Source organism: Stenotrophomonas sp. KH_036_B (assembly GCF_057839485.1).
Window position 1 is genome coordinate 3,607,707 of the sequence record NZ_CM174491.1, and the last position, 23,303, is coordinate 3,631,009.

A 23,303-nucleotide genomic window follows, 5' to 3' on the forward strand; every position below is an offset into this window, starting at 1 on the left:
GACGCCATGTACCGCGTCTCCCGCTACCGCCCCCTGCTGTTGACCCTGCTGGTCATGGTGGGCGGCACGCTGCTGGCCGCCCTGGTGGCCGGCCGCTATGCACAACAGCGCGCCCTGGCTGCCGAAAGCACCCAGGTGCGCCGCCAGCTCGACCTGTACGCACAGACCCTGCAGCAGCGCATCGACCGTTTCGGCACCCTGCCCCAGGTATTGGCGCTGGACCCGGACCTGCAGCAGGCGCTGGGCCAACCGCTGGACGCGGGCGAACGGCAGCGGCTCAATCTCAAGCTGCAGCAGGCCAACAACGTCACCCGCGCCTCCACCCTGACCCTGATCGACCGCCATGGCGTTGCCGTGGCCGCCAGCAACTGGGACCAGCCCACCACCAACGTGGGCGAGGACTACAGCTACCGCCCGTACTTCCAGCAGGCCATGGCCAAGGGCAGCGGACGCTTCTACGGCATCGGCATGACCACCGCCGTGCCGGGCTACTTCCTGTCCCAGGCGATCCACGCCGCCGACGGCGAGCTGCTGGGCGTCATCGCCATCAAGATCGAACTGCGCGCCCTCGAACAGGAATGGCTGCAGAGCACCGACATCGTGCTGGCCAGCGATGCCCACGACGTGGTGTTCCTGGCCAACGGCGATGCGTGGCGCTACCGCCTGCTGCGTCCGCTGGCACCGGCCGAACGCACTGAGATGCTGGCCACCCGCCAGTACGCCGACCGCTCGCTGCAGCCCCTGCAGGCGCGCACCCTGGACGTACTGCAGGATGGCGGGCGCATGGTGCGCGTGCAGCAGCCGGCGCTGCCGCGCCCCGTGCTGTGGCAGACCTACGTACTGACCGACCCGAACTGGACGCTGCACCTGCTGCATGACGCCAGTGCCAGCGCCGCCGTGGGCCGCAGCACCGCGCTGGCGGCCGGCGGCATCTGGCTGGCGCTGTGCTTCCTTGCCCTGTTCGTGCAGCAGCGGCGGCGGCTGGCCTCGCACCGGCAGCGCAGCCGGCGAGAGCTGGAGGCGGTGCTGCAGCAGCACGCGCAGGAGCTGCGCACCGCCCAGGATGGCGTGCTGCAGGCCGCCCAGCAGGCCGACAGCGGCCTGAGCCGCAGCCTGGCGCACCTGCCGCAGGGCGTGGTGGTGATCGACAGCGAACAGAAGCTGGTGGCGTGGAACGCACGGTACCTGGAACTGTTCCGCTTCCCGCCGGACCTGATCCGGGTGGGCCGCCCCATTGAAGAAGCGTTCCGCTACAACGCGCGCCGTGGCCTGCTGGGCCCCGGCCCTGTGGATGAGGCCATCGAGCGCCGCCTCAATCACCTGCGCAGCGGCCGCCCGCATATGCGCGAGAGCGAGAAGGACGACGGCACCGTACTGGAGATCCGCGGCAACCCCCTGCCAGATGGCGGCTTTGTCACCAGCTATGCCGACATCACCGCCTACAAGAACACCGCCCGTGAGCTGCGCTCGCTGGCCGACGCGCTGGAACACCGCGTGGCCGAGCGCACCCGCGACCTGGACGAGGCAAGGCGCGAAGCCGAGCGGGCCAACCGCTACAAGACGCGGTTCGTCGCCTCGGCCGTGCATGACCTGCTGCAGCCGTTGAATGCCGCGCGGATGTTCGTCTCGGTGTTGCGCGGCAAGTTGAGTGGCGATGCGCGTGAGCTGAGCGAGCATGTGGATGCCGCGCTGGCCGCGCAGGATTCCATCCTCAACAGCCTGCTGGATATCTCGCGGCTGGAGTCCGGCACATTGCAGACCCACGTGCATGCGTTCGCGCTGTCGCCGCTCCTGGAAACACTGGCGCGCGAATTCGGCATTGCCGCAGAGGGGCGTGGCCTGCAGCTGGACTGGGTGGATACGCGCGCCGTGGTGGTGAGCGATGAAGCACTGCTGCGGCGCATCCTGCAGAACTTCTTGTCCAACGCGCTGCGGTATACGCCGCGTGGGCGGGTGCTGATTGGCTGCCGGCGCGTGGGCGACCAGCTGCGCATCGAAGTGCACGATCAAGGCCCCGGCATTCCCGAGAGTCTGCAGGGCGAGATCTTCGAGGAATTCCGCCGGTTGGATGACGGTGTGGACCAGGAGCGCGGCGCCGGGTTGGGGTTGGCGATTGTGGAGCGTATCGGCCGTCTTCTGGGGCACCGCATCAGCCTGCGGTCCACGCTGGGGCGCGGCAGCGTATTCGCGGTGACGGTGGCGCTGGGCGATGCGGCCGATATTCCCGCGCCTGCTGCGGTGCCGGTGGCCGCGCCCGAGCAGGGCGACGACAGCCCGTTACGCCGCTGCCGGGTGTGGAGCATTGATGATGATCCGCGCGTTTGTGCGGCCACGCGCGCGTTGCTGGAACGTTGGGGCTGTTCCGTCGAACTGGCGGACGGACCGCAGGCGGCGCTGGAGATCGCGTCTGCACTCAACGTGCCGCAGTTGCTGCTGCTGGATGTGCGCATGGGCCAGTGGCATGGGCCGGATCTGTATGAAGAGCTGTGCACGCTGTGGCGGGCGCGCCCGCCGGTGATTCTGGTTACCGCCGAACGCGATGATGCGTTGAAGGCGCAGGCGGTGGAGAACGGGTGGGGCTTCCTCTCCAAGCCGGTACGCCCGCCGGCGTTGCGCGCGTTGATGACGCAGTTGCTGGTGCGCCACCGGGCATAGCGCAGACCGGGTACGGCCGACCGGGTGCAGCCGACCGGGTAGAGCGGACTGTTAGTCCGCTGCTCCACCGCCGACCGCGCTTCGCGCGAAGCGGACTAACAGTCCGCTCTACCCCGTCGCTCCACTACTTACTCCAACACTTCGCCCGTCGTCACATCCAATACCCGCCGCTTCTTCTTCGGTACGTGATCCTGATAGCGGTAGGGCACCACCACAGGGGTCTCATCCAGCGTCAGCGTGACCCGCCTGTGCGCCACCTCCACCAACACACGCGCACCCACTGGCAGCTCGAACCTCTCCAGCCACATCCCACGCAGAACGACGCACGGAATGCGGCCACCATCCGGCAGATCATGGCCTGCGGGGTGCTTGAGCGATCCAACACGCAGGCGCTCAGGCGCACACATGCCTATGCGCGTCTGGGGCTGTTGGGGTGAGGGTGAATCCGATTTTGAACGACGCATCTGCCACCTCCGAGGAAGTCTCCCTCGCCGGAATGGCGAGGGAGTCGGGAGGCTGAAACCGTTTAGAACATCGGCATGGCGTATTTCCGCGAGGGTGTTGCATTTCGCCACCCTCCCGACAAAGGACTTCCACGTTGCGTTTGTTCTAAGGAGGTTTCAGGCTCCAGAGCACACCTTGCACAATGCTGCACGCGAAGTGAAATCGCTTGTTCCGAATGATAGACGAGCTTCGGTTGACAGGAACTACCGCATGTCGCAATGCGCCTGAAGCCGCAAACGATCATTGGACGCACGAATAGCCACCAAGCCCGACTGGGTAGAGCGGACTGTTAGTCCGCTGCCGTCCACATGAACGCATGCCCCACCCGCAACCCAGCGGACTAACAGTCCGCTCTACCCCGCCGGCTTGTGAGCTGCCACCCATGGCGGATTGCCCACGCCCCCTCATCAGTAAGCACCGACACAGCTCCAGTCGTCGGACCCCAACTCGCTTGTCCGCCCGCACGTGTTGCTCCCCGGGCCGAAGTATTTGAAATCAATCTCATATCGCTCTGGGGATGAAGAGCGGTAGAAAATCCTTACCGGATTCTCAGGCGTTCCCAGCTCTTCGCCTTCAAGGTTCGGATCGATTTCACTGAGTTCGGTCGGATACCTTCCGTACGCTTGGTAGTACACGTCTATCCGCTGCACGATGCCATTGGCGATTGCCCTCGCCTGCTCAGCACGCGGCCCCTCCCCTGGCGCATCACAGCCCGAGAGCAACATGCTCAGCGAGAGCATCGCCAGCCCACACGTGAACCTGGATCTCATGCCCTGCGCCAAGAGATGGGAAGTCGACTCCCAGAAGCTCGGCCGAAGACACATGAAGCGCGCTCCGCTCATCTACTCCCCATCGTGCTTGAGGAGGCGCCTGACCAGGTCATCGGCGTGCGGAGACACTGCAATGTGAGACCGGACATCGGCCGCCATCAGCTGATCGGGATCCAAATAGCTCAGAGCGATCAACTGCGTCAGCACAGTCTTGTCCGGCGAGTTCTTCAGCCACCAATGAAACACGCCGTTTCTATCGTGTTCGGAGGCGTTCTCCATCCCTGGCTCGTACGTCGCAATGAGCTGGCTCAACAACACCTCCGGAATGAGACCGTAGTCCTTCCACTCCTTCGGGAACCGCATCAAATCAAGATATTGGTCCTTAGTCATTCTCAACCCTTTCCGTCTGACGAATCCGCCAGTCGCTCTACATATAGGTTATCTGGAGGGGCTGTCCGCGAACTCCATCTCGGGGGGCTGTCATCCTCCACACCATCAAGCGATGAAGAGGCCCTGGACTATTCCGGCTGCAGCTCTATGAAGAACGCCAGCGACTCGGGCTTGATTCCGACATCTTGCTGGGACTTCACCTGCCCCCACGTTTGACCCAAGTAGTCCGTCCTGAAGGCGACTGGGTTCAACGCTACGCCGCCGCGTGAGCAACTGGCATGAATCATGCTCACTTTCGAGCAGATCATCTTCACCAGCGCACTCTGGCTGATGATGGAGGTCAGTTCGGCAGTCACTGCCCTGGATTGTTCGCGCACCACAAGCGAATCAGACAGCTTCGACCCCTTCAGCTTTGCAATGACTTCCTGCTGAAACGAAGGTGAGCTGCTCGTCTCGAACCTGATGCTATCCAATCTGGCTTCGTGATCTTCGAGAACCCGATTCAGGAGTTCTACGATCACCTCCTCATCCTGCGAGTGAAATGATGATGCATCGATTCGAAGTACCCACCTGTCACCCGGAGATATCCGCCCATAGACTTGGGAGTCAACCAGTTGACCGCCGTCTACACTAACCGGAAGCAGGTACCTTTCCTTGTACACGGAGCCAGATGCACCCAGAGGCAAGACAGCAGAGAGAAGCGCGGCCCGCGCCAACGTAGACGCCGCCAGGATGGGCATCAATCAACTCCCCTGTCGCTGGCGGAGGAACGCAGCGGAATTCCCGCTCCTGCGCAGAACGCCAAGGACGAGATCAATCCAAAGAAGGCGCCGAACAAGCCGCCCCGCGTGGCAGCAACCAACGCCCGTGCCACCGCGACCATCGGATCGTTGACCTGCGGCCAGTAGTTCGTCCATCCGATGATGGACCCGAGCAACAGTGCGCACGACGCTATGCCCACCGCACACAGGGGAGCGGCGGAAAGCCTGCTCCTCGCCCGCAACCAACGCGCCACAGGAATGCCCACCGACGTGGTGATCAACGCCGATGCCGCCATGGCGGCTACCGCGATCGCTGCCGATCCGACGAGTGCAGGCTCAGACCCACTGACCATCACCGGCGCCAGAGCACCGCAACACGCTGCGCCCGCCAGCACGCCAACCTTGAACGGCCTCTTGTTCTGCATGCCCCGCCCCCTACGACCGTTAGACACTCGCGCCTTGAGTTCGCCCCACCTCCTGCAAGGAAGTACGTGCAGCGCTCCATGTCCCCATGCGGCTACGACCTTCAATCACCCCATGATATTCGCTTCTTCAAAGGGTGAGTCGTCGGGATCCGGCCGACCTTCCCATGCGTCCAAGCTGTCAAGCTGCGCAGGGGCAGCTTGGATTACCATATCTACGACCTCCGGCCCAGTGCAGTCCTTTGGTATGCGGAGCGGTGACTTCATCGGAATGGATGCACTCACTCTGATGGAGATCGCCTTCCTGGTCCGCGATACAACCTCAACGTGACCTGACTCCGCCCGCCCATAGCAGCCCCGCTTGCCGGCGAACGCACTTGACCCTCTGCTGAAAAACACCCGTGCCACGCCGTCGTCCAGAGAGAATCTATCTCCCGGCTTGAAGCGCTGCGGCAGATGCACAGTGAGCTTGCGAAAGGACGTACCGTCTATATTCCAGGACCGCTTGTAGCCCCTGAAGGCGATGACGGTACCCACACCGGGCTCGATCCGATGGCAGGAAAACTGCAGCTCCCGGGACCCTACATCGATGCATCCATCCGTCACTGAACTGGCATTCTCGACAAAGAACGCCGTCTTCTCGGCGGCAGCGCCACTACCCGAGATCACCAGGCCGGCAAGGATTGCCCAGACTCGAAAGCTACCCACAGTATCCATACCCCCTCTCCCTGATTCGCTCCGACCTTGGAGACCCAGCCAATCTTGCCACATCAGACTTGGGCGAGGTTTGGCGACTCGCTGACGTCAGGCGCCGCCTTTGCAGGGTCCCAGACGGGCCAGCAGTTTCGCATCGGCGTACGCCTGCGCCATCTGCATTGAGCGCTGGCGAACCATTCGCACCTTCGTCTAACGCCCCCCACCGCAGTCTGCGAAGACCCTGCGCGGCGGCGCGTCCAGTCGAATGGCTACAACACGACTGTAAAGCGGCTTGCATGACCCCAGCTTGTTGTACACCACATAGACATCGGCGCCGCTCTCAAACCCCGAGAACACCCCTCCGCCTCCATCGCCAATTGCCCTGACAAGATACCAGGTCGAATCCGGCCCACCGAGCCCATCTCTGATGACAACAATTGACATTTCAGCATTGAGGTCGCTTATGGGAATCGACTCAACGCCAGTGTTCTGCATCCAATCGATGGCCGCGGCCTCAGCGGCGGCGCCAAGCAGAACGATTCGATCTGAGCCAATTGGCACCCGCTTTGCGCCTCCTTCTCTGCCGTTGCCTGTCTCAACCCAAGACAATTCGATACCGGCCGAGGTTGCGCATGAAGTCAGCGAGGCCGAGAGCAGCAACACCAGCGCCAGCTTGCGCTTACTCATGAATCGCCTCCTCTCCAGAGCCACGCGAGCGTTGTGACTTCCCGCCGACAACCTGACGCTCCTGTCCGATGCAGATTGCGACGAGTGCTCCCACTTCACTGAAGCCAAAAATCGCAGTCTCAGTTCGCTGACCAGTGTTCATGCCGGCCGCTAGGCAAATAGACACAACATCGTCTTCTTCGTAAACACCGAGGCTCAGCACCTTTGCCCTCAACCACTCAAGATCGGACGACGTCCACTCACCTCCGACGATGAATGAGAAGCCAACGATCTCGATCGAAAGAATGAAGTCGTCCTCCATGTCGAGCACCACGCTCGCCAGCTCTTCTCGAAACGCTGGCACACCATCCTTCTGCAGCACTACACACATTGTCGCCCCCTCATCTCACTTCGGCCGTAGCAGCCATCCCCGCGATGGCACACCCCACCTCACGGCCAATCAAAGACTCTAGCGAACCAGTCTCCGGGCCAATGCCGCGCACCACCGATCAACCTCAGGGCGCAGAACAAGAAGCTTCTTCTACAGCATCGACACTCTCACGAACTGCATGAGGCAACTCCTTGTCGCCAAGGAGGCAGGCAATCTCTGCACCAGAGGCAGCTTCGATGAGAACTATGCTACCTGCCTCTAGTGCCGACTCGGCTTCCGCGGCATCCAGCCCAAGCATCCCGCAGGCGCGCTGAAATCCGAAGTCACTGGATGACTGAGCGTAAAAACTCAGATCGAGAACGATGTTCTGCAAACTGAATCCATCCACGTACAACTTCCGCACGTTGGTAAAACACATCACGTACGGCTCCGGACCTTGAGCGCCGATCATCCTTAGATCGAAAGCGTTGCCGCCGGATGTACGTATTGCTGTTATCTCGAAGTCGTGGATGTCTTCCCTCATACCTACGCCCTTGCATTACCGTCTGAAGATGAAAACTGCCGATTCAGCGAACCGCCCTCCGACACGCAATCTTCATAGAGGGGCAACATGGATCACGGGATCTTCCTGAGTGATCACATCGATGATCTCCTCGCCAATCATGAAGGTGTAGTGGGCGAGTTCAATACCATCTCTGGTGTGCATCGACTCATCCGCAAAGTACTTCCGCAGAGATCCCTCTTGAGACTTCAACAAGGCACCACGGATACCGCCCAGCTCCATCAGAAGCCGAAGCCTGGAGCCCTCATCTGAGACACCAAGGAACTCCACCGAAGGGAATTCCACCCCAAGCACCACTGCCTCATCAGATCTTCGCCCTTGAACCAGCACAACTCCATCATCGAAGACGACATTGGAACTGCATGGATGCAAAAGCGGCCCGATTACAACGACATATTTATCTGACATATCTCACCTTCACTCTTGTTCTATTCCCCGACTGAATCTCTATCGTCGGCGAGTCATCTGATGAGAGATGACCAACGTCGTCCTCTCGGCGGCAGCGCCGCTACCCGAGATCACCAAGCCGGCAAGGATTGCCCATACTCGAAAGCTACCCACAGTATCCATACCCCCTCTCCCTGATTCGCTCCGACGTTGGAGACCCAGCCAATCCTGCCACATCAAGAGCTGGGCGAGGCTTGGCGACTCGCTGACGTCAGGCGCCGCCTTTGCAGGGTCCCAGACGGGCCAGCACTTTCGCATCGGCGTACGCCTGCGCCATCTGCCTTGGTGTCTTTCCACCCTTTCCTGCACCGCAGGGATCGGCACCGGCTCGAAGGAGGATATCGATGACACGATCATTCTTCATGCTCACCGCCCAGAGGAGCGGGGTATTGCCCCCGCCATCCTTTGATTCCACGTCTGCGCCGTGAGCAAGAAGCCAGTCAACTGATGCCTCCGCTTTGTTCGCGATGCTGAAGTGAAGCGGACGGAAACCGTCCAGACGCGTCGCATCCACATCCGCGCCCCGCGCGACAATCTCACTGATCTTTTGTTGATCCTGAAGCCTTAGGGCATCGTAGAACTCCTGCACTTGGGTCGTAGGACCACACGCCGCGACCGATAGCGCGAGGACAATAACGAGGCTACTGGTGGCGATAGTTCTTCTGGTCATTGTGTAGGCTCTAACTGCAGAAGCTCCCAAGTGATGCCTAGAGGTCGCACGGGCACCCGGCAAGCCAACCTTTCAGGGCCCAGCGCCCACCGCCATTGTTACTACGCGCCCGTCATGAGCATAGAAGCAAATGCTCGAGCTGGATCGACCAAGCTCGTTGCAGGCGTATTTCTTGTAACGCTATCCCGCATAGACCTCCACGCCCAACTCAATACCGAGGTACGAGAGAGACTCAAGCAGAGAGTTATCGAGCTTGAATCCTACGTGGTCATCGACGAGTACACCCACGTAGAACAGCAGCCTACCACCGCTCTCCACCAGCCCATGAGGATAGCCGCGGCGCGACTCGACGAGTTCAATCGCGCACCGAAGCGTGCCTACAAAGCATCCATCCTCTCGATCATAGAGTCCAAACCCCGCAACCGTTTCGTTGCAACAGCTTTCGGCCGAGCCCACGGCCGTTGGCTGCCGTGGTTCGCCAGCCGTGTGATCACTTTTCACATGCATGCCCGTACCTTCCGCAATTTCTCCATGACAGCGTCGCGGGCGAATGACTCTGAGGGCAATTGAACCGCGGCCTATCGCCACGACGGCCTATCCCCACATGAAGAACTTGCACGTGGCATCGGATTGACGGCACAGGAATATCCATTTCACACCTCGCTCGGCATATCCATACGCTGTGTAGTCCTGCCCCAGCAAAGCTTCTATTTCCGCATTGTGGCGAGCCACCGGCGAGACTCCAATCCGTTTTGGATCGAGCTGATGAATGAACGCCGCGTAGTCGGCCGCATCGAACTCGAACTCTCCGTATCCAGCGGGACCTTCGACGTCTGAGACAACCCGAATCTTTTCCGATGAGGCAGGAAGTATGCCTGGAAGCCAACCCTTGTCGAACAAGTGCCGGCTCCTCGCATCGCCCATGTCCGCATAAGACTCTGACCTGTCCCCGCATCCAGTTAATAGTGAGAAGATCAGCAGAGTCAGAAGTGTGGCCGTACTGCCAGGCAATCGAATCTTCATTTTATTCCTGGCAGGTACCGTTGATTGATTCCGTTGACTATGTACTTGGAGCAGATCTCCTGACAAGACCCCGCCTGCCCGGCACTGTCTCGTCCGTAGGCATTGGCCGCTTCGTCCGCCAGCCTGTCTTCGTTGTGCCAGTTGGCAACCTCCTGCGAATCCTCTCTAGCAGTTGCTACCGCACATGCCGCCAAGCTTCCCGCTACCCGTCGCGACTGGCAATTCGCCACACAGTGAAAGTATTTGTCATTGAAGGTCGTGTTGTCATTTCGCATATCCCGATACCCCGATGTCTGTACCGCCGCAGAGGCGGGGACAGTTACCGGGTACCCGATGGCTTCCAATGTCCGGTCAACGTAGTACCTCCAGTTGAAGCCAGGGCCAGCACCCTCTGAGCCAGTGAGTTGTGGAATTGACTCTTCCAGCCCAGCGGGGTCCACTCGTTGAATGGGAGAAGAAGACACATACGCGAATGTACTGAGCCCGCCTCTCAACCCAATTGGATCGCTCTGCGAGTACCGCCCTACCGCCGGATCATAGTCCCGCTGGTAGTTGTAGAACATTCCGCTCGCATCGGTAGCCTGCTGCCCCGGGAAGCGCAGTGCCAGCTCAAACGCTACCCCATCGCCGTCAGGGTCCACGCCCGGCGCCTGATTTCCGAACACCTCGCTCTTGTTGCTCCACTCCCAGATCGCCACGTCACGCACCGGGTCGATGACCACGCGCGGGGTGCCCTGGTGATCGGGCTGGATGTAGGACAGCTCCGGCACACCAGTGGCCGCGGTGTTGAGCAGCGCCACCGGATAGTTGTCCAGCCAGATCGCCTGCTGCAGCGGTGCGCCGGTAGCGGCGTAGTTGCCCAGCCACTGGCCGGCCTCGTCATATAGCGTGACCTGCGCGCCGCCCGCAGTCGGCGAGCGCAGCACCCGCTCGCCACGGTGCTCGTCAAGAATGGCTCCGATTTCTGGCGCTAAACCGGTGGATTAAAGCAATTCAACTGAACTTCATTCTGCACCAAGCAACCCGTTCTCAGACAGCTCTTCCATGCACAAGAGCACTCTCCGCCGTGGCTGCAGAGTTCAAGAGCCCAGTCATAGACCTCGAAGTGACCATGACTAGCCCTCCATCATCTTCGTTGATCCGGGCACTATCAGACGGACACCTTGGCGAACCATTCTTTGCGGGCCTGCGGGAAAGCCATGCCACAGCAAAGCCAAAAAGATGGACCGTCTCGTCATTCCGCGTTGGGAGCGTGCTCCGAGTAGTCAATCGTCCTTGTCACCACTCCATTTCGGTCATACCACCGCCATACCCCAGTCTTTTGTCCAGACTCGAACTGCCCCCGCAAATGAATGTATCCATCCTCTGCAGCTACAAAAGGCCCGTCAGCGATTTCGCACGCCTTTGATGCGCCGCCCTTTCCCCATGGCTCTATCTTAAGACGAGCGGGCTTGGCGCATTCGACTTGCTCATCTTCCAGTTTATTTACTGGCGCCCCTCGTTGTTCTTCAGCGCACGAAGAACATAGAAGCGCGATAGAAATGAGAACAGAGTGTTTACGCATAATCACCTCAACCCCGGAACTTTCGAATTCAGCAATCGCTCGTTCTGCTCCGCCTGTTGGTCAACAGTGCCTGCATTCCAAAGCGTCTTCGCAACAAATGATTGGCAATGATTGGTCGGCCCCCATCTACCGAGTGACCGCCCTATCTGAAGCTGGGCATTGACCCTCGCCTCGTTGACGTTCGCAACCGTCTTGCAGGATGCCCCGGGCTCATTGCTACGGCCGGTGTGATTGGTGACCTGCACGGGGTCGCCCGGCCTGTCACCGCTATCATTGCCAGGAACGTTACCACGAGTCCCGCCCATTCCCGCCTCGATTGTATCGGTGCGAATCCTGCGATGATCTGGCTGTCGGTGAAGCGTGACTTCTTCATGGGATCTCCTCGGGTTAGGTTGCGAGAAGATTCCACTTTTGGCTGCTGCTAACCTGCGGGGGGGGATTACCAGTACTCCTTCCTCGATTAAGCGAATATCTACGCTCTTCTCTTAGAAACGCAGGCCATCACAAGGACGAAGCAAAGAAGAATCTGCAACAAAAGTACTGGGCGTATCTGATAGAAGAAGGCAGCGGCACTCATGCTCTCCAGTCCAGAATCCACACGTGAAGACGCGGCGCGCGCCAGTATTTGTATCCATACAAAAGTACTGACCTGCATGAGAAGCATTCCCATTACCGCTACCACTCGTCGCGTGCCCGTCTTCGCGGAGATTGCGAGGTAGCACAGCAGCACCAGCAACACAACGAAACCGATCACCAGCATTGTCATGATCTATTCCCCACATCCACAGTCAACGTAACGCATTCCCGCGATTTGTCGCGTTGGCGCGTGCGACAACGGCCTTGGCATCTATGTTGATCATATGCGAGCCAAGGCAGTACGCGCCTGGCCAGGTCCTTGATGCATAATCCGCTGGGCGCCACCCTGCACTCGCTGGGAATCGCCTAAACGGTCGGCGGGGGGCCGGCGCCAAAATGAGCGAATCAAACAGATATACCATCCTAATGGTCCTGGCGATTGTCGGCGCACTACTGACATTGTTCGTCATGGTCTTCGACAGATACCACTACTACGACTACGAGACGGCGGAGTGCAAGGCTGGACCTGTCATTGTGCAAGCCAGGCTGGTGGACGATGCCTATGAAGACGATCCAACGACCGGACCTACTCCCTACCGCCTGAGCCTGACGGCCAACGGCGGTGGCAGCCAGTACACGCTCTCCGGCGTGACGCTCACTTCGTCGCAGTCACGCGGCCGGATTGCCGTTCCCAGTGTTGACGCTACGTCGCGTGCGCATGCGGGGACGGGGCTGCCAGAGAACGTTTTGCTTTCGCAGACACTACGGCTGAGCTATGACGACTACACACTCGACGGAATGCTCCATGCCTCGACTGACGACGAACACCCCGCCGTAGTGTTCAGCTGCGCCTTGAAGCGGAACTATCGAAGCGAATGGCGTTCATCTTGGCTGGATGCATGGATGAGCGTTTGACGACGAGCGCTTGCTCTTGATCGAATGAAGAGGTGAGACAGGTGGTACTGCGCACACGCAATTTTCCACTATCGTTACGAGGGTCAGACTTCAATACCGGTGCACGAGAACGTGTACCTCATTGATGCGATCGACCCTGACGAGGCCCTGCTGAGCGCACAGAAGATCGCACTGGAGCGCGAGATGGTGGGGGCTGAGAGTACATTGGAAGCGAATGGAGTGAGGGCGGAGTATCGCTTTTCAGGGATACGCAAGCTGATTGCCGTCGAGTCGGATGAAAACACCGCTGCAGGCAAGATCTGCTCAGGAGTTGAAGCGACGTACTCGGTGATGGAAGTTGGCAGCCTGCGCGAGGTTGACGCAATTGCCGCGGGAGACCGCACGACTGTCGTATACATAGAGTAGAGATGGCGCCCCATGGTTGCTACCAGGTCCACTCGGCGCAACCGCGTGCGCGTCCTGATGCGGCGCGGGTAATGGCGAGGCATGACGATTGGCTCTGGCCCATCAGGGTTGAACAGGTTGAAGGACCCTTGTCAGGACGATTCCTCCCACCTTGGCAGGACGAGATTCGGACGGCATTCTGACCTTAAGCATGTGGAGCACCGCCATGGCACTCGCCGAACCAATTAGACCAACCTCCCACCTGAAGTCCCGCGCGGCAGAGATCGTCAAGGATTTCCGAACCCATCCGGAGCAAATCATCATCACCCAGAATGGCGAAGCCAAGATGGTGGTGATAGATATTTCGCAGTTTGAACGCCAGCGGGAGACGCCTGCTCTTCTTAAGCTGATCGCACAGGGCCAGAAAGAGTTTGCTGACGGAAAGTTCGGCGATGCCGATGCCTTCATGGAAGAGATGGACGACTGAGACTGGCTCGCGGGCACTTCGGTAGCCACCTGCTCAGTCCCGCCCTTGGGGCCTGATGCCGGGTTTGTGATCGGAGCACTGCTTTGAGGCGTGGTCGGCCTTGCTGCACCGCGTAGAGCGGAGTGTTGATCGGCTGCCTTTCGTGTGATGGTTGGCCTTGCGCGGAGAGCAGCGGACCAACAGTCCGCTCTACCGGCGCCCGGCTGGCGGGTCACCGCAGTTGAATCGCCGCTTCGATCAGCGCGATCCCGTCTTTCAGCACTTTTCCTGCATTTTCTAGATCCTCTGCTGAAATCTCGCCTTCTTCCAGCCCGACGAACTCCGCCACTTCGCAGCGTGAGAAGTACGCGTCGTAGGTGTCGAAGAGATCGGCGCGAAAGAACTCGCTCCGGCCGGAGTGTGTGCGGGAAAGGTCCGTCAACAGGTTCCAGATATCGATCATCAACTCCGGATCAACCGCCGCGTGCTCACGAAGGCACCGCAAGGCACCGTCCACATCGAAGTACACATCGATGCCGACCTTTACGCCACCATCGACGCGATGGATCTCTTCGAGTATCCCGGACCGACTTTCAGCGTGCAGGATCCCTTCTTCTGTTGCCCAGAAGTAGTCCGCGCCGCTGCCAGGACTTTCCCATGCGAGCCATACGTCAACGTGATTGGCGCGGAGTCCAACGGGAAATACTTCTCGGTCGTGGGTTGGATTGCTGGCCATGGGAGCGCCTTGGTCATGGTGGGTGCCCATCCGTTCATGATGGACCCTAAGTGCGGTTCTGCGGAGGAGCGAAGAGCAGCGGACTAACAGTCCGCTCTACCCCGTCGCGGGCTATCGCCTGCGCTTCCTGCTGCGGCGCGGGGTGTGGCGCGGGATGGCGATTGGCTTTGGTCCGTCGGGGTTGGCGAAGTCGAACGGCCGTCTGCCACGGCGGAGAACGGTGCGAACCACGCCGAGCCAGCCGTCGCCGAACAGCAGCGAGATCGCTATTGTCGTGTAGAGCATGAGGAAAGCGGCCGGCGGGACGATCGCGCCTTCGTTCACTTCCTGGCAGGCCGAGAGCTGAGAACCCAGGTGCGCGGCGACTACCACTTCGGTCGATAGCAGACATGCAGCGGATATGCGCACGTAGGTTACGTCGGCCTTGAAGAGCCCCTTCGACAGGATGTCGACCCTTGCGTACAAACCTACGAAGGGGAGCGAGAGCAGCCATGACCACATGAAGACGCCCGAGGGGCCGGTTGATGTGCAATCCATCGTGACCATCAGGCTGCCCAATGCGAACAGGAAGTAGCCTGCTCCGATCAGGAGGGCTGCCTTCAGGCATTTTGCGAAGAGCTGTTCGCCGGTTGGTGGCATGGTGTGGCTCGTCCTTGAGGTTGTTATCGGGTTCGCGCGAACGGAGGTTAAAGCGCGCCTTCGGTTTGGGTCATGCCGTTACCGCGATGATGGGCCATATCGGCAGGCGATTGGGATGCGACCCTACCGGAGCGCGGGCGATCATCTGTTCGGGGGTCGCCGTGTCTGCGCCTCCGACGGGTTTGTTCGGGGGACGCCGTGTCTGCACATGCGACGGATTTGTCCGGCGGACGCCGTGCCTGCACATGCGCCGGGGTAGAGCGGACTGTTAGTCCGCTGACGTCCGCATCGTGCTGGTTCTACGTCAGATCTGCTCCTGCGTCGCCTTCTGGTTCGAGTGCCTTCACCAACACTGCCGCCTGCGTGCGGCTGTGGCATTCGAGTTTTTTCAGGATGGCGGTGACGTGCACCTTTACGGTGTTTTCGGCCAGGCCCAATTCGTACGCGATCTGCTTGTTGAGCAGGCCGTCGGCGAGGCTCAGCAATACGCGGAATTGTTGCGGGGTGAGCTGGGCGAGGCGGGCTGCCAGCAGGGCGTCGGATTCGGAGCGCTCGGGGGACATGGCCGGGAACCATAGGCCGCCGTCGAGTACCGCCTGGACGGCCTGGCCGATGGCCTCGGCGGGGGCGGATTTGGGGATGAAGCCGGCGGCGCCGAACTGCTGGGCGCGGCGGATGACGCGCGGGTGGTCGTTGGAGGAGACGATGACCACCGGGATGTCGGGGTGTGAGCCGCGCACGTGGAGCAGTGAGGAGAAGCCGCGGGCGCCGGGCATGGTGAGGTCGAGCAGGACCAGTTCGATTTCCGGGGTCTGGTCGAGGGCCGTTTCCAGGGATTGGGCGCTGGCGACTTCGATCACCTGTACGGCGGGGAGTGCCTGGCGTAGGGAGTGGACGACGGCGGCGCGTAGCAGGGGGTGGTCGTCGGCTACGAGGATGGTGATTTCGCTCATGGGGGGATTGTAGGGGCAGTTTGATGGGCTGGTTGGGGGTGGCAGGCGGGCGTGGGTGTACGTGGGGCTGATGGGCTGAGGGCAGCCACGCAGGGCGTGGCTCTACGGGGGGGGGTGGCGTGCGGAGGCAGCCACGCAGGGCGTGGCTCTACGGGAGGATTTTGGCGTGCGGAGGCAGCCACGCAGGGCGTGGCTCTACGTGGGGGGCGCGTCGTTGGACAGAGGGCAGCCACGCAGGGCGTGGCTCTACGGGAGGGTTTTGGCGTGCGGAGGCAGCCACGCAGGGCGTGGCTCTACGGGAGGGTTTTGGCGTGCGGGGGCAGCCACGCAGGGCGTGGCTCTACGGGGTGGGCGCCTGGTGGCGGGTGCTGCCCTTCCAGGCGTCCAGGAACTGGCGGCGCTTCAGGCCGTCCAGGTAGACGAGCAGGCCTGGGCCCAGTTGGATCGGGCGGTAGCTACGGCCCGGGGCGCGGTCGCGTTGGGTGGGGAGGATCGACATCAGGCGGGCTTCGCGTGAGAGGACCTGCTGGCCTCGCGACGACAACAGGTAGTCGAGGAAGCGGCGGGCTTCGGCGGCGTTGCGGGTGGTTCGCGGGATCACGGCGGTGCGCAGGACGACCAGGGTGTAGTCCTCCGGTTCGACGATGCCCAGCGGGGCGCCGGCATCGATGCGGGCCTGCGCGTAGGAACCCAGCACGTTGTAGACCAGCGAGAGCTGGCCGCTGCTGACACGGTCGAGCAGGACGCCGGTGCGCTCTTCCAGCTGCACACGGTTGTCGCCCAGCGCGCCCAGCAGTGCGCCAGCCATGCTGCCGCGCTGGCCGTCCTGGGTGGCCAGCAGGTAACCCACGCTGCTGCGTTCGACGTCGTAGGTGCCTACCTTCCCCGCCAGCAGTGCGTCCGGCGCACGCAGCAGTTCCAGCAGCTGGCGGCGGGTGCGCGGTACGCGTGCGGACGGCAGCATGCGGGTGTTGTACACGATCGCCACCGGTTCGTAACTGATGCCGAAGGCCTCATGCCGCCACTGCGCCCATGACGGCAAAGCCTCGGTCTGCGCGGAGCGGTGGGCCAGCGCATACCCGTCGTTGACGAGCTTGGCCTGCAGGTCCATGCCGCTGCTGATCAGCATGTCCGGCCCGTTCGCACCGCTGCGCTCGCGCAGGTAGCGCGCATACATGTCCTGCGCGATCACGTCCTCATAGATGATCTCGGTACCCGGATGCAGGCGCTGGTAATCGGCGATGACGGTGGCGAAGACTTCGATGTCGGTCGAGCCGTGGATGCGCAGCTGCGCCTGCACCGGCCCCTTGGCCGCGAAGCGCTGGGTCTGGCCGGGCTCGGCCGCAACGCTGCCGGCCACGAGCAGGAGCAGCAGGGAAAACAGGATCTTCATGCGTGCAGCCTTGGCAGGCGGATGGTGGCCACCAGCCCGCCCGCGGGCCGGTTGCTCAGGTCGATATGGCCGCCGTGGCTGTCCACCACGCGCTTGACGATGGCCAGGCCCAGCCCTGCCCCGCCCGGCGCGGCATCCTCCCCGCGCGCGAAGCGCTCGAACACGCGCTCGGCATCACCGGGCGGAATGCCCGGGCCGTGATCGGCGATGGTCACCACGCATTGCCGCGCATCCTCGGTGAGGGCGAGCTGCAGCACACCGTTGCCGCCGTACTTGAGGGCGTTGTCGATGAGGTTCTTGATGGCCTCGCGCAGCAGCAGCGCGTCGCCCTGCACCCACGCCGAAGCCACGCCCACGGCGAGCTGCACGCGCGGGGCGGGCAGCGCTTGTGGCAGTGCTTCATGCAGGGCCTGGTGCACGGTTTCCACCATGTCCACCGGCGCGAAGCGCTGCAGATTGGAACGGTGGATGACACTGGCATCGCTGAGCAGCTGGTTCAGCAGGCGGCTCATGTGGGTGGCGTTGCGGTCGATGGCCACCAGGCTGCGGCGCATGTCTTCGGGGTCTTCATCGTCCAGCGCCAGCTGGGCCTGGGCGCGCAATGCGGCCAGCGGGGTGCGCATCTGGTGCGCGGCCTCGGCCATGAACGCGCGCAGGGTCTCGTTGCTGCTGGACAGGCGCGCCATGAAGCGGTTCAGTGCGGCCACCATCTGGTCCATCTCGCGCGGCACGCGTGCGTCCAGCGGGCTCAGATCGGACGGCTCGCGCCGTGACAGCTCCCGCTCCACTTTCACCAGCGGGCGGAACGCGCGGTGCACGCCAAAGCCGACCAGCGCCAGCGATAACAGCGAGAGCACGCCGATGGCCAGCAGGGCGCGGTTGACGATGTCCTGCGCCACCGCTTCGCGCGCGCGGCGGGTCTGGCCGACCTGCACGCGTATATCGGCCTGGGCCGACGGCGAGGACACGCGCCGCGACACCACCACGAAGCGCACGGTCTCGCCGCTGTAAGGCGCGTCGAACAGCTGCGGCTGGTCGCTGGGTGCGCGCGGCGGTGCGGGCAGGTCGCCGTAGCCGGTGACGGTCTGGCCGCGTGCATCGAACACGCGGTAGAACACGCGGTCTTCCGGCGCCATGGCCAGCAGATCGAGCGCGGCATACGGCAGGTCCACCTGCCACTGCGCCTCCACCAGCGCGACCGAGTCGATGATCGACAGCGCCGAGGACACCAGCAGGTGATCGTACGAACGGTTGGCGGCGCGCTGGCCGTAATCGCGCGCGCCGAACAGCAGGGCTACGGCGAACACGGCCAGCAGCGCGCCCAGGTACAGGGTGAGGGTGCGCCGCAGCGAGCTGGGCGCGCGGGTCTCAACCGTCGGCATCGGCAGCGCCGGTGATGGCCTCAAGCAGGTAGCCGCTGCCACGCACGGTGACGATGCGCAGCGGTGCGTCGGCCAGCTTGCGGCGCAGGCGGCCCACATACAGTTCGATGGCATTGGGGCCGGCTTCGTCGTCGAACCCGAACAGGCCGTTGCCGATCTCGTCCTTGCCCACCACGTGGCCCAACCGGCCCATCAGGATCTCGAGCAGGCGGTATTCGCGGTTGGGCAGTTCGATCGGCTGGCCGTCCAGGCTGACCCGGTGCGAGGCGTTGTCGAACTGGAAGCCGCCGATCTGCACCACCTCGCTGGCCTGCCCGCGGGTACGCCGCAGCAGCACGCGGCAGCGCGCCTCGAATTCGCGGAAGTCGAACGGCTTGCCCAGGTAATCGTCGGCGCCCACGTCCAGCGCCTGCACGCGGTCTTCGATGCCGTCGCGTGCGGTGAGCATCAGCACCGGGGTGGCATCGCCACGCTCGCGCATGCCGGCCAGTACGCGCAGGCCGTCCAGCTTGGGCAGGCCGATATCCAGCACCACCAGGTCGAAGCTCTGGTAGCGCAGCACGCTGGCGGCGGCCAGGCCGTCGTTCTGCCAGTCCACCGCGTGGCCACTGCGGCGCATGCGGCGGACGATGGCGTCGGCCAGGTCCGGATTGTCTTCGACCAGCAGGATGCGCATGGGGTGGTGTGTGGAAACGGTGCGGGAATCCTAGCGCGAGCAGCGTGTTCCGTGGGTTGCGCTGCGCTGCAGCAGGCGCCGACAGGTGGATGACAGCTTGCCCGGACTAGGCTGCGCCATCGCCAGGCACCCGGTGCAGCGGCGTCCTTACCACCTGCGGGTTGGCACGGCCACACGGCCTTGCCCGCCCACCGCCATGTACCTGGGAGGGTTCATGCATCTCAATCTCCTGCGCCGCCGCGGGCTGGCCGCCTGCGCCCTGCTGTTGCCCATCGCCCCGCTCTGGGCCGCCGACGATGCCGATGCGGACCGCCCGGTGACCGCTACGCTCGGCGGGCGCCTGCACCTGGATTTCGCCGATTTCGACAACGATTCGCGTGGCACCCCGAACAAGGACGACACCGAGATCCGCCGTGCATGGGTAGACGTGTCCGGCCGGTTCTTCGCGGTGGACTACAAGCTGGAAGCGGACTTCTCCGGCGACCAGGTGGAGGCCAAGGACGTCTACATCAGCCGCGATTTCAGCGGCGGCAAGCTCAGCGTGGGCCAGTTCAAGCAGTTCTTCTCGCTGGACGACCGCACCGGTTCCAACTACGGCAGCTTCCTGGAGCGCGGCAACGCCGGCACCACGCTGGCACCGCTGTACCGCTTGGGCGCATCATGGCAGGCAGCCAAAAACGACATGACCTGGGCCGCGAGTGCCTACAGCCTGGAAAGCATCGACGCCTGGCAGGTAAAGGGCCGCGCCGCCGGTGGCCGGGCCACCTGGGCGCCGGGCGCCACCGCCGGCGACGTGCTGCACCTGGGGCTGTCGCTGGCGCACGAGCGTTACGACCGCCCTGGCGCCAATGGCGCGCCCGCGCTGCGGATCCGGCCGCGCCCGGCGGGCCACCTGTCCGACAACAGCCGGCTGACGCTGGCCGACTTCTCCGCCGGCCGCGATACCGACGTGAACAAGTGGTCCCTGGAATACGCGCAGGTGCGCGGACCGCTGTCGTGGCAGGGCGAGTTCAGCGGCGCCACCTTCGATGACGGTAGCCAACGCGGCACGGTGCTGGCCGGCTACGGCATGCTGAGCTGGTTCGTCACCGGCGAGTCGCGCGGGTACGACCGCAAGACCGGGCGCTTTGCACGCATCCAGGACATCCGCCACACCGCCGGTGCGTTCGAGCTGGCGCTGCGCTACGACCAGATGCGCGGCGAACAGCACCTGATCGGCCAGCCCGACCTGATCGACGCGCGCACCGACGCGTGGACGCTCGGCGGCAACTGGTACCTGCGCCCCAACCTGCGTTTCATGCTCAACCTGATCGACAGCCGCAACCGCGACCATCTCGCCGCGGCCACCGTGGACCACACGCGCGCGGTGACCGGCCGCCTGCAGTTTGATTTCTAACCCTACCCCTACGTTGCAAGGAGTCCGCAGATGATGCTCAGCATCCTCGGCTTTGGCATGGTCATTACGTTCATGTACTTGATCATGAGCAAACGACTGTCGCCGCTGGTCGCCCTGATCACCATTCCCATTATCTTCGCGTTGCTCGGCGGCTTCGGTGCCGACATCGACGAGATGATGCTGGAAGGCATCAAGAAGATCGCGCCCACCGGCGTGATGCTGATGTTCGCCATCCTGTACTTCGGGGTGATGATCGATGCGGGGCTGTTCGACCCGCTGGTGCGGATCATCCTGCGCCTGGTCAAGGGCGACCCGATGAAGATCGTGCTCGGCACGGCCGCACTGGCCATGCTGATCTCGCTGGACGGCGACGGTTCGACCACCTACATGATCACGGTGTCGGCGATGCTGCCGCTGTACCAGCGGCTGGGCATGAGCGCGTTGAACATGACGTGCGTGACCATCCTCGCCGGTGGCGTGATGAACCTGACCCCGTGGGGCGGCCCGACCGCGCGCGCGGCGACGGCGCTGCACGTGGACCCGGCCGATGTGTTCGTGCCGCTGATTCCGGCGATGGTGCTGGCCTGCCTGGCCGTGTGGGGGCTGGCCTGGTACCTGGGGCTGAAGGAACGCCGGCGGCTGGGCGTGGTCAAGCTGCCGACCGGTGGAAGCTGGATGGACGCGAGCGTGTCCGACGACGGCGCGCTGCCGACGGTGGAAGATGCCGAGGACATCAAGCGGCCCAAGCTGCTGTGGGTGAACCTGGCGCTGACGCTGGCGCTGATGACCGCGCTGGTGATGGGCGTGCTGCCGATGCCGGTGCTGTTCATGGTGGGCTTCGCGATCGCGCTGGTGATCAACTACCCGAACCTGGCCGAGCAGCGCCGCCGCGTGGTGAACCATGCCGGCAACGTGCTGTCGGTGGTGTCGTTGATCTTCGCCGCGGGCATTTTCACCGGCATCCTCAACAACACCGGCATGGTGGAGGCGATGTCGCGCAGCTTCCTGGCGATCATTCCCGACGCGTGGGGGCCGTACCTGGCGGTGATCACCGCGCTGGCGTCGATGCCGTTCACCTTCTTCATGTCCAACGACGCGTTCTACTTCGGCGTGCTGCCGATCCTGTCCGAGGCCGCCGGCAACTACGGCATCACGCCGGTGGAAATGGCGCGCGCTTCGCTGGCCGGGCAGCCGGTGCATCTGCTGAGCCCGTTGGTGCCTTCAACCTACCTGCTGGTGGGCCTGGCCAAGGTGGAATTCGCCGACCACCAGAAGTTCACCCTGAAGTGGGCGGTGCTGATCTCGCTGGTGCTGATGGCCGGCAGCCTGCTGTTCGCGCTGTATCCCTTCGCTGCCTGACCCGGTTCAAGGAGATTTCGACATGACGCTTCGTATCGCATACGTCACCAGTGGCATGGGCAGCGTGGGCACGGCCATCTGCCAGAAGCTGGCCCGCAACGGCCACACGGTGGTGGCCGGCTGTGCACCCAACTCGCCGCGCAAGGCCGGCTGGCTGCGCGAACAGCGCGAGCTGGGCTTCGACTTCATCGCTTCGGAAGGCAATGCGGCCGACTGGCAGTCCACGGTGGCGGCCTTCACCAAGGTCAAGGCCGAAGTGGGCGAGATCGACGTGCTGGTCAACAACGCCGGCGGCAGCCGCGACGTGCTGTTCCGGCAGATGACGCAGGACGACTGGAACGCGGTGATGGGGTCGAACCTGCACGCGCTGTTCAACATCACCAAGCAGGTGATCGACGGCATGGCGTCGCGTGGCTGGGGCCGGATCGTCAACATCGGCTCGGTGAGCGCGCACAAGGGCCAGATCGGCCAGGTCAACTTCGCCACCGCGAAGGCGGCGATGCATGGGTTCAGCCGTGCACTGGCCAATGAGGTGGCCACGCGCGGGGTGACGGTGAATACCATCTCGCCGGGCTACATCGCCAGCCAGTCGATCAGCAGCTTCCCGCCCGACGTGCTGGACCGCCTCGCCGGTTCGGTACCGATCCGCCGCCTGGGCAAGCCCGAAGAGGTGGCCAGCCTGTGTGCGTGGCTGGCCTCGGATGACGCGGCGTATGTGACCGGGGCCGATTACGCGGTCAATGGCGGATTGCATATGTTCTAACCGGCCGAAGCCGCGTAGGGACACGCCATGCGTGTCCGCGCTTCGTTCGGGGGATATGGACGCCTGAACGGCGGTTTCGGTTTGGGCTAAACGCCGGTTGGATGTTCCCAACCGGCGTTTCAGTGGCTTCGGATGCTTGTGCCG

27 protein-coding genes and 2 pseudogenes are annotated in these 23,303 nt (G+C 62.8%); 8 read left to right on the top strand and 21 right to left on the bottom strand.

Annotated elements, in window-relative coordinates; translation table 11 throughout:
- Positions 1-6 precede the first annotated feature (6 nt).
- Positions 7-2,655: a hybrid sensor histidine kinase/response regulator gene (locus AC3ITN_RS15990; protein ID WP_489391143.1), complete on the top strand. Its 2,649-nt coding sequence runs from the start codon at positions 7-9 to the stop codon at positions 2,653-2,655.
- Between the two features lie 128 nt (positions 2,656-2,783).
- Here the strand turns inward: AC3ITN_RS15990 and AC3ITN_RS15995 are convergent, their stop codons facing one another.
- The 11 genes from AC3ITN_RS15995 to AC3ITN_RS16045 all read right to left on the bottom strand — a co-directional run bounded on the left by AC3ITN_RS15995 (position 2,784) and on the right by AC3ITN_RS16045 (position 8,934).
- Positions 2,784-3,119, bottom strand: coding sequence for a SymE family type I addiction module toxin (locus AC3ITN_RS15995; protein ID WP_489391144.1), 336 nt, complete (start codon positions 3,117-3,119; stop codon positions 2,784-2,786).
- A gap of 447 nt (positions 3,120-3,566) precedes the next feature.
- Entirely contained in the window at positions 3,567-3,929 is a 363-nt protein-coding gene (locus AC3ITN_RS16000) for a hypothetical protein (protein ID WP_489391145.1), read from the bottom strand.
- Positions 3,930-4,001: 72 nt separating this feature from the next.
- Entirely contained in the window at positions 4,002-4,319 is a 318-nt protein-coding gene (locus tag AC3ITN_RS16005; RefSeq protein ID WP_489391146.1) for a hypothetical protein, read from the bottom strand.
- A gap of 128 nt (positions 4,320-4,447) precedes the next feature.
- Entirely contained in the window at positions 4,448-4,840 is a 393-nt protein-coding gene (locus AC3ITN_RS16010) for a hypothetical protein (RefSeq protein WP_489391147.1), read from the bottom strand.
- 218 nt (positions 4,841-5,058) lie between these two features.
- Entirely contained in the window at positions 5,059-5,505 is a 447-nt protein-coding gene (locus tag AC3ITN_RS16015) for a hypothetical protein (protein ID WP_489391148.1), read from the bottom strand.
- Between the two features lie 105 nt (positions 5,506-5,610).
- The gene (locus tag AC3ITN_RS16020) at positions 5,611-6,219 is read right to left on the bottom strand and encodes a hypothetical protein (RefSeq protein WP_489391149.1); all 609 of its coding nucleotides are present in this window, start codon (positions 6,217-6,219) and stop codon (positions 5,611-5,613) included.
- 189 nt (positions 6,220-6,408) lie between these two features.
- On the bottom strand, positions 6,409-6,885 hold the full coding sequence (locus AC3ITN_RS16025) for a hypothetical protein (RefSeq protein WP_489391150.1): 477 nt from the start codon (positions 6,883-6,885) through the stop codon (positions 6,409-6,411).
- On the bottom strand, positions 6,878-7,246 hold the full coding sequence (locus tag AC3ITN_RS16030; RefSeq protein ID WP_489391151.1) for a hypothetical protein: 369 nt from the start codon (positions 7,244-7,246) through the stop codon (positions 6,878-6,880). Before AC3ITN_RS16030 ends, AC3ITN_RS16025 begins: the two co-directional genes overlap by 8 nt.
- Before the next feature lie 133 nt (positions 7,247-7,379).
- Positions 7,380-7,778 (bottom strand): hypothetical protein, encoded by a 399-nt coding sequence (locus AC3ITN_RS16035; protein WP_489391152.1) that lies wholly within the window; start codon positions 7,776-7,778, stop codon positions 7,380-7,382.
- Positions 7,779-7,850: 72 nt separating this feature from the next.
- Positions 7,851-8,225: a hypothetical protein gene (locus tag AC3ITN_RS16040; RefSeq protein WP_313345645.1), complete on the bottom strand. Its 375-nt coding sequence runs from the start codon at positions 8,223-8,225 to the stop codon at positions 7,851-7,853.
- Between the two features lie 250 nt (positions 8,226-8,475).
- Positions 8,476-8,934 carry an ankyrin repeat domain-containing protein gene (locus tag AC3ITN_RS16045; RefSeq protein WP_489391153.1) on the bottom strand — a complete coding sequence of 153 codons (459 nt, stop codon included), beginning with the start codon at positions 8,932-8,934 and terminating at the stop codon, positions 8,476-8,478.
- A gap of 114 nt (positions 8,935-9,048) precedes the next feature.
- Between AC3ITN_RS16045 and AC3ITN_RS16050 the strand changes: the two genes are divergently transcribed.
- Entirely contained in the window at positions 9,049-9,504 is a 456-nt protein-coding gene (locus AC3ITN_RS16050) for a hypothetical protein (protein ID WP_489391154.1), read from the top strand.
- A 24-nt stretch (positions 9,505-9,528) separates the two neighbouring features.
- Here the strand turns inward: AC3ITN_RS16050 and AC3ITN_RS16055 are convergent, their stop codons facing one another.
- The 4 genes and pseudogenes from AC3ITN_RS16055 to AC3ITN_RS16070 form a co-directional block, all read right to left on the bottom strand.
- Positions 9,529-9,957: a YbbD-related protein gene (locus AC3ITN_RS16055; protein ID WP_489391155.1), complete on the bottom strand. Its 429-nt coding sequence runs from the start codon at positions 9,955-9,957 to the stop codon at positions 9,529-9,531.
- A complete protein-coding gene (locus tag AC3ITN_RS16060; protein ID WP_489392952.1) occupies positions 9,954-10,397 on the bottom strand; it encodes a hypothetical protein in 444 nt (147 codons plus the stop codon). Before AC3ITN_RS16060 ends, AC3ITN_RS16055 begins: the two co-directional genes overlap by 4 nt.
- Positions 10,374-10,898, bottom strand: a pseudogene (locus tag AC3ITN_RS16065) (RHS repeat-associated core domain-containing protein); the annotation flags it as partial. The pseudogene AC3ITN_RS16065 and the gene AC3ITN_RS16060, both read right to left, overlap by 24 nt.
- 1,095 nt (positions 10,899-11,993) lie before the next feature.
- Positions 11,994-12,287 (bottom strand): hypothetical protein, encoded by a 294-nt coding sequence (locus AC3ITN_RS16070; RefSeq protein WP_313348752.1) that lies wholly within the window; start codon positions 12,285-12,287, stop codon positions 11,994-11,996.
- A 206-nt stretch (positions 12,288-12,493) separates the two neighbouring features.
- Between AC3ITN_RS16070 and AC3ITN_RS16075 the strand changes: the two genes are divergently transcribed.
- The 3 genes and pseudogenes from AC3ITN_RS16075 (at position 12,494) to AC3ITN_RS16085 (ending at position 13,883) form a co-directional block, all read left to right on the top strand.
- Positions 12,494-13,012, top strand: coding sequence for a hypothetical protein (locus AC3ITN_RS16075; protein ID WP_489391156.1), 519 nt, complete (start codon positions 12,494-12,496; stop codon positions 13,010-13,012).
- A gap of 54 nt (positions 13,013-13,066) precedes the next feature.
- A pseudogene (locus AC3ITN_RS16080) lies at positions 13,067-13,417 on the top strand (DUF4288 domain-containing protein); the annotation flags it as partial.
- Positions 13,418-13,622: 205 nt separating this feature from the next.
- Positions 13,623-13,883 (top strand): type II toxin-antitoxin system Phd/YefM family antitoxin, encoded by a 261-nt coding sequence (locus AC3ITN_RS16085; RefSeq protein WP_489391157.1) that lies wholly within the window; start codon positions 13,623-13,625, stop codon positions 13,881-13,883.
- Positions 13,884-14,094: 211 nt separating this feature from the next.
- Here AC3ITN_RS16085 and AC3ITN_RS16090 read toward each other — a convergent pair whose 3' ends face one another.
- The 6 genes from AC3ITN_RS16090 to AC3ITN_RS16115 form a co-directional block, all read right to left on the bottom strand.
- A complete protein-coding gene (locus AC3ITN_RS16090) occupies positions 14,095-14,598 on the bottom strand; it encodes a hypothetical protein (RefSeq protein ID WP_489391158.1) in 504 nt (167 codons plus the stop codon).
- 111 nt (positions 14,599-14,709) lie between these two features.
- The gene (locus AC3ITN_RS16095) at positions 14,710-15,237 is read right to left on the bottom strand and encodes a hypothetical protein (protein ID WP_489391159.1); all 528 of its coding nucleotides are present in this window, start codon (positions 15,235-15,237) and stop codon (positions 14,710-14,712) included.
- A gap of 299 nt (positions 15,238-15,536) precedes the next feature.
- Positions 15,537-16,190 (bottom strand): LuxR C-terminal-related transcriptional regulator, encoded by a 654-nt coding sequence (locus AC3ITN_RS16100; RefSeq protein ID WP_489391160.1) that lies wholly within the window; start codon positions 16,188-16,190, stop codon positions 15,537-15,539.
- A 340-nt stretch (positions 16,191-16,530) separates the two neighbouring features.
- Positions 16,531-17,583, bottom strand: a complete 1,053-nt coding sequence (locus AC3ITN_RS16105) for an ABC transporter substrate-binding protein (protein WP_489391161.1) — start codon at positions 17,581-17,583, stop codon at positions 16,531-16,533.
- Positions 17,580-18,965 (bottom strand): sensor histidine kinase N-terminal domain-containing protein, encoded by a 1,386-nt coding sequence (locus tag AC3ITN_RS16110; RefSeq protein WP_489391162.1) that lies wholly within the window; start codon positions 18,963-18,965, stop codon positions 17,580-17,582. Before AC3ITN_RS16110 ends, AC3ITN_RS16105 begins: the two co-directional genes overlap by 4 nt.
- Entirely contained in the window at positions 18,952-19,641 is a 690-nt protein-coding gene (locus tag AC3ITN_RS16115; RefSeq protein WP_313348768.1) for a response regulator, read from the bottom strand. The genes AC3ITN_RS16110 and AC3ITN_RS16115 overlap by 14 nt, the downstream gene beginning before the upstream one ends.
- A gap of 214 nt (positions 19,642-19,855) precedes the next feature.
- Here AC3ITN_RS16115 and AC3ITN_RS16120 point away from each other — a divergent pair, with 214 nt between their 5' ends.
- The 3 genes from AC3ITN_RS16120 to phbB are packed head-to-tail and all read left to right on the top strand — an operon-like array spanning position 19,856 to position 23,159.
- Positions 19,856-21,037, top strand: coding sequence for an OprO/OprP family phosphate-selective porin (locus AC3ITN_RS16120; RefSeq protein WP_489391163.1), 1,182 nt, complete (start codon positions 19,856-19,858; stop codon positions 21,035-21,037).
- 33 nt (positions 21,038-21,070) lie between these two features.
- Positions 21,071-22,396 carry a CitMHS family transporter gene (locus AC3ITN_RS16125; RefSeq protein WP_489392953.1) on the top strand — a complete coding sequence of 442 codons (1,326 nt, stop codon included), beginning with the start codon at positions 21,071-21,073 and terminating at the stop codon, positions 22,394-22,396.
- Positions 22,397-22,418: 22 nt separating this feature from the next.
- The gene (phbB, locus tag AC3ITN_RS16130; RefSeq protein ID WP_313348772.1) at positions 22,419-23,159 is read left to right on the top strand and encodes an acetoacetyl-CoA reductase; all 741 of its coding nucleotides are present in this window, start codon (positions 22,419-22,421) and stop codon (positions 23,157-23,159) included.
- Positions 23,160-23,303: the final 144 nt, after the last annotated feature.

What these genes read in the sequence shown, in the direction of transcription:
- AC3ITN_RS15990 (WP_489391143.1), top strand. Translation starts at nt 7, where the DNA reads ATGTACCGCGTCTCCCGCTACCGCCCCCTGCTGTTGACCCTGCTGGTC.
- AC3ITN_RS15995 (WP_489391144.1), bottom strand. Translation starts at nt 3,119, where the DNA reads ATGCGTCGTTCAAAATCGGATTCACCCTCACCCCAACAGCCCCAGACG.
- AC3ITN_RS16000 (WP_489391145.1), bottom strand. Translation starts at nt 3,929, where the DNA reads ATGAGATCCAGGTTCACGTGTGGGCTGGCGATGCTCTCGCTGAGCATG.
- AC3ITN_RS16005 (WP_489391146.1), bottom strand. Translation starts at nt 4,319, where the DNA reads ATGACTAAGGACCAATATCTTGATTTGATGCGGTTCCCGAAGGAGTGG.
- AC3ITN_RS16015 (WP_489391148.1), bottom strand. Translation starts at nt 5,505, where the DNA reads ATGCAGAACAAGAGGCCGTTCAAGGTTGGCGTGCTGGCGGGCGCAGCG.
- AC3ITN_RS16020 (WP_489391149.1), bottom strand. Translation starts at nt 6,219, where the DNA reads ATGGATACTGTGGGTAGCTTTCGAGTCTGGGCAATCCTTGCCGGCCTG.
- AC3ITN_RS16025 (WP_489391150.1), bottom strand. Translation starts at nt 6,885, where the DNA reads ATGAGTAAGCGCAAGCTGGCGCTGGTGTTGCTGCTCTCGGCCTCGCTG.
- AC3ITN_RS16035 (WP_489391152.1), bottom strand. Translation starts at nt 7,778, where the DNA reads ATGAGGGAAGACATCCACGACTTCGAGATAACAGCAATACGTACATCC.
- AC3ITN_RS16040 (WP_313345645.1), bottom strand. Translation starts at nt 8,225, where the DNA reads ATGTCAGATAAATATGTCGTTGTAATCGGGCCGCTTTTGCATCCATGC.
- AC3ITN_RS16045 (WP_489391153.1), bottom strand. Translation starts at nt 8,934, where the DNA reads ATGACCAGAAGAACTATCGCCACCAGTAGCCTCGTTATTGTCCTCGCG.
- AC3ITN_RS16050 (WP_489391154.1), top strand. Translation starts at nt 9,049, where the DNA reads ATGAGCATAGAAGCAAATGCTCGAGCTGGATCGACCAAGCTCGTTGCA.
- AC3ITN_RS16055 (WP_489391155.1), bottom strand. Translation starts at nt 9,957, where the DNA reads ATGAAGATTCGATTGCCTGGCAGTACGGCCACACTTCTGACTCTGCTG.
- AC3ITN_RS16070 (WP_313348752.1), bottom strand. Translation starts at nt 12,287, where the DNA reads ATGACAATGCTGGTGATCGGTTTCGTTGTGTTGCTGGTGCTGCTGTGC.
- AC3ITN_RS16075 (WP_489391156.1), top strand. Translation starts at nt 12,494, where the DNA reads ATGAGCGAATCAAACAGATATACCATCCTAATGGTCCTGGCGATTGTC.
- AC3ITN_RS16085 (WP_489391157.1), top strand. Translation starts at nt 13,623, where the DNA reads ATGGCACTCGCCGAACCAATTAGACCAACCTCCCACCTGAAGTCCCGC.
- AC3ITN_RS16090 (WP_489391158.1), bottom strand. Translation starts at nt 14,598, where the DNA reads ATGGCCAGCAATCCAACCCACGACCGAGAAGTATTTCCCGTTGGACTC.
- AC3ITN_RS16095 (WP_489391159.1), bottom strand. Translation starts at nt 15,237, where the DNA reads ATGCCACCAACCGGCGAACAGCTCTTCGCAAAATGCCTGAAGGCAGCC.
- AC3ITN_RS16100 (WP_489391160.1), bottom strand. Translation starts at nt 16,190, where the DNA reads ATGAGCGAAATCACCATCCTCGTAGCCGACGACCACCCCCTGCTACGC.
- AC3ITN_RS16105 (WP_489391161.1), bottom strand. Translation starts at nt 17,583, where the DNA reads ATGAAGATCCTGTTTTCCCTGCTGCTCCTGCTCGTGGCCGGCAGCGTT.
- AC3ITN_RS16110 (WP_489391162.1), bottom strand. Translation starts at nt 18,965, where the DNA reads ATGCCGACGGTTGAGACCCGCGCGCCCAGCTCGCTGCGGCGCACCCTC.
- AC3ITN_RS16115 (WP_313348768.1), bottom strand. Translation starts at nt 19,641, where the DNA reads ATGCGCATCCTGCTGGTCGAAGACAATCCGGACCTGGCCGACGCCATC.
- AC3ITN_RS16120 (WP_489391163.1), top strand. Translation starts at nt 19,856, where the DNA reads ATGCATCTCAATCTCCTGCGCCGCCGCGGGCTGGCCGCCTGCGCCCTG.
- AC3ITN_RS16125 (WP_489392953.1), top strand. Translation starts at nt 21,071, where the DNA reads ATGCTCAGCATCCTCGGCTTTGGCATGGTCATTACGTTCATGTACTTG.
- phbB (WP_313348772.1), top strand. Translation starts at nt 22,419, where the DNA reads ATGACGCTTCGTATCGCATACGTCACCAGTGGCATGGGCAGCGTGGGC.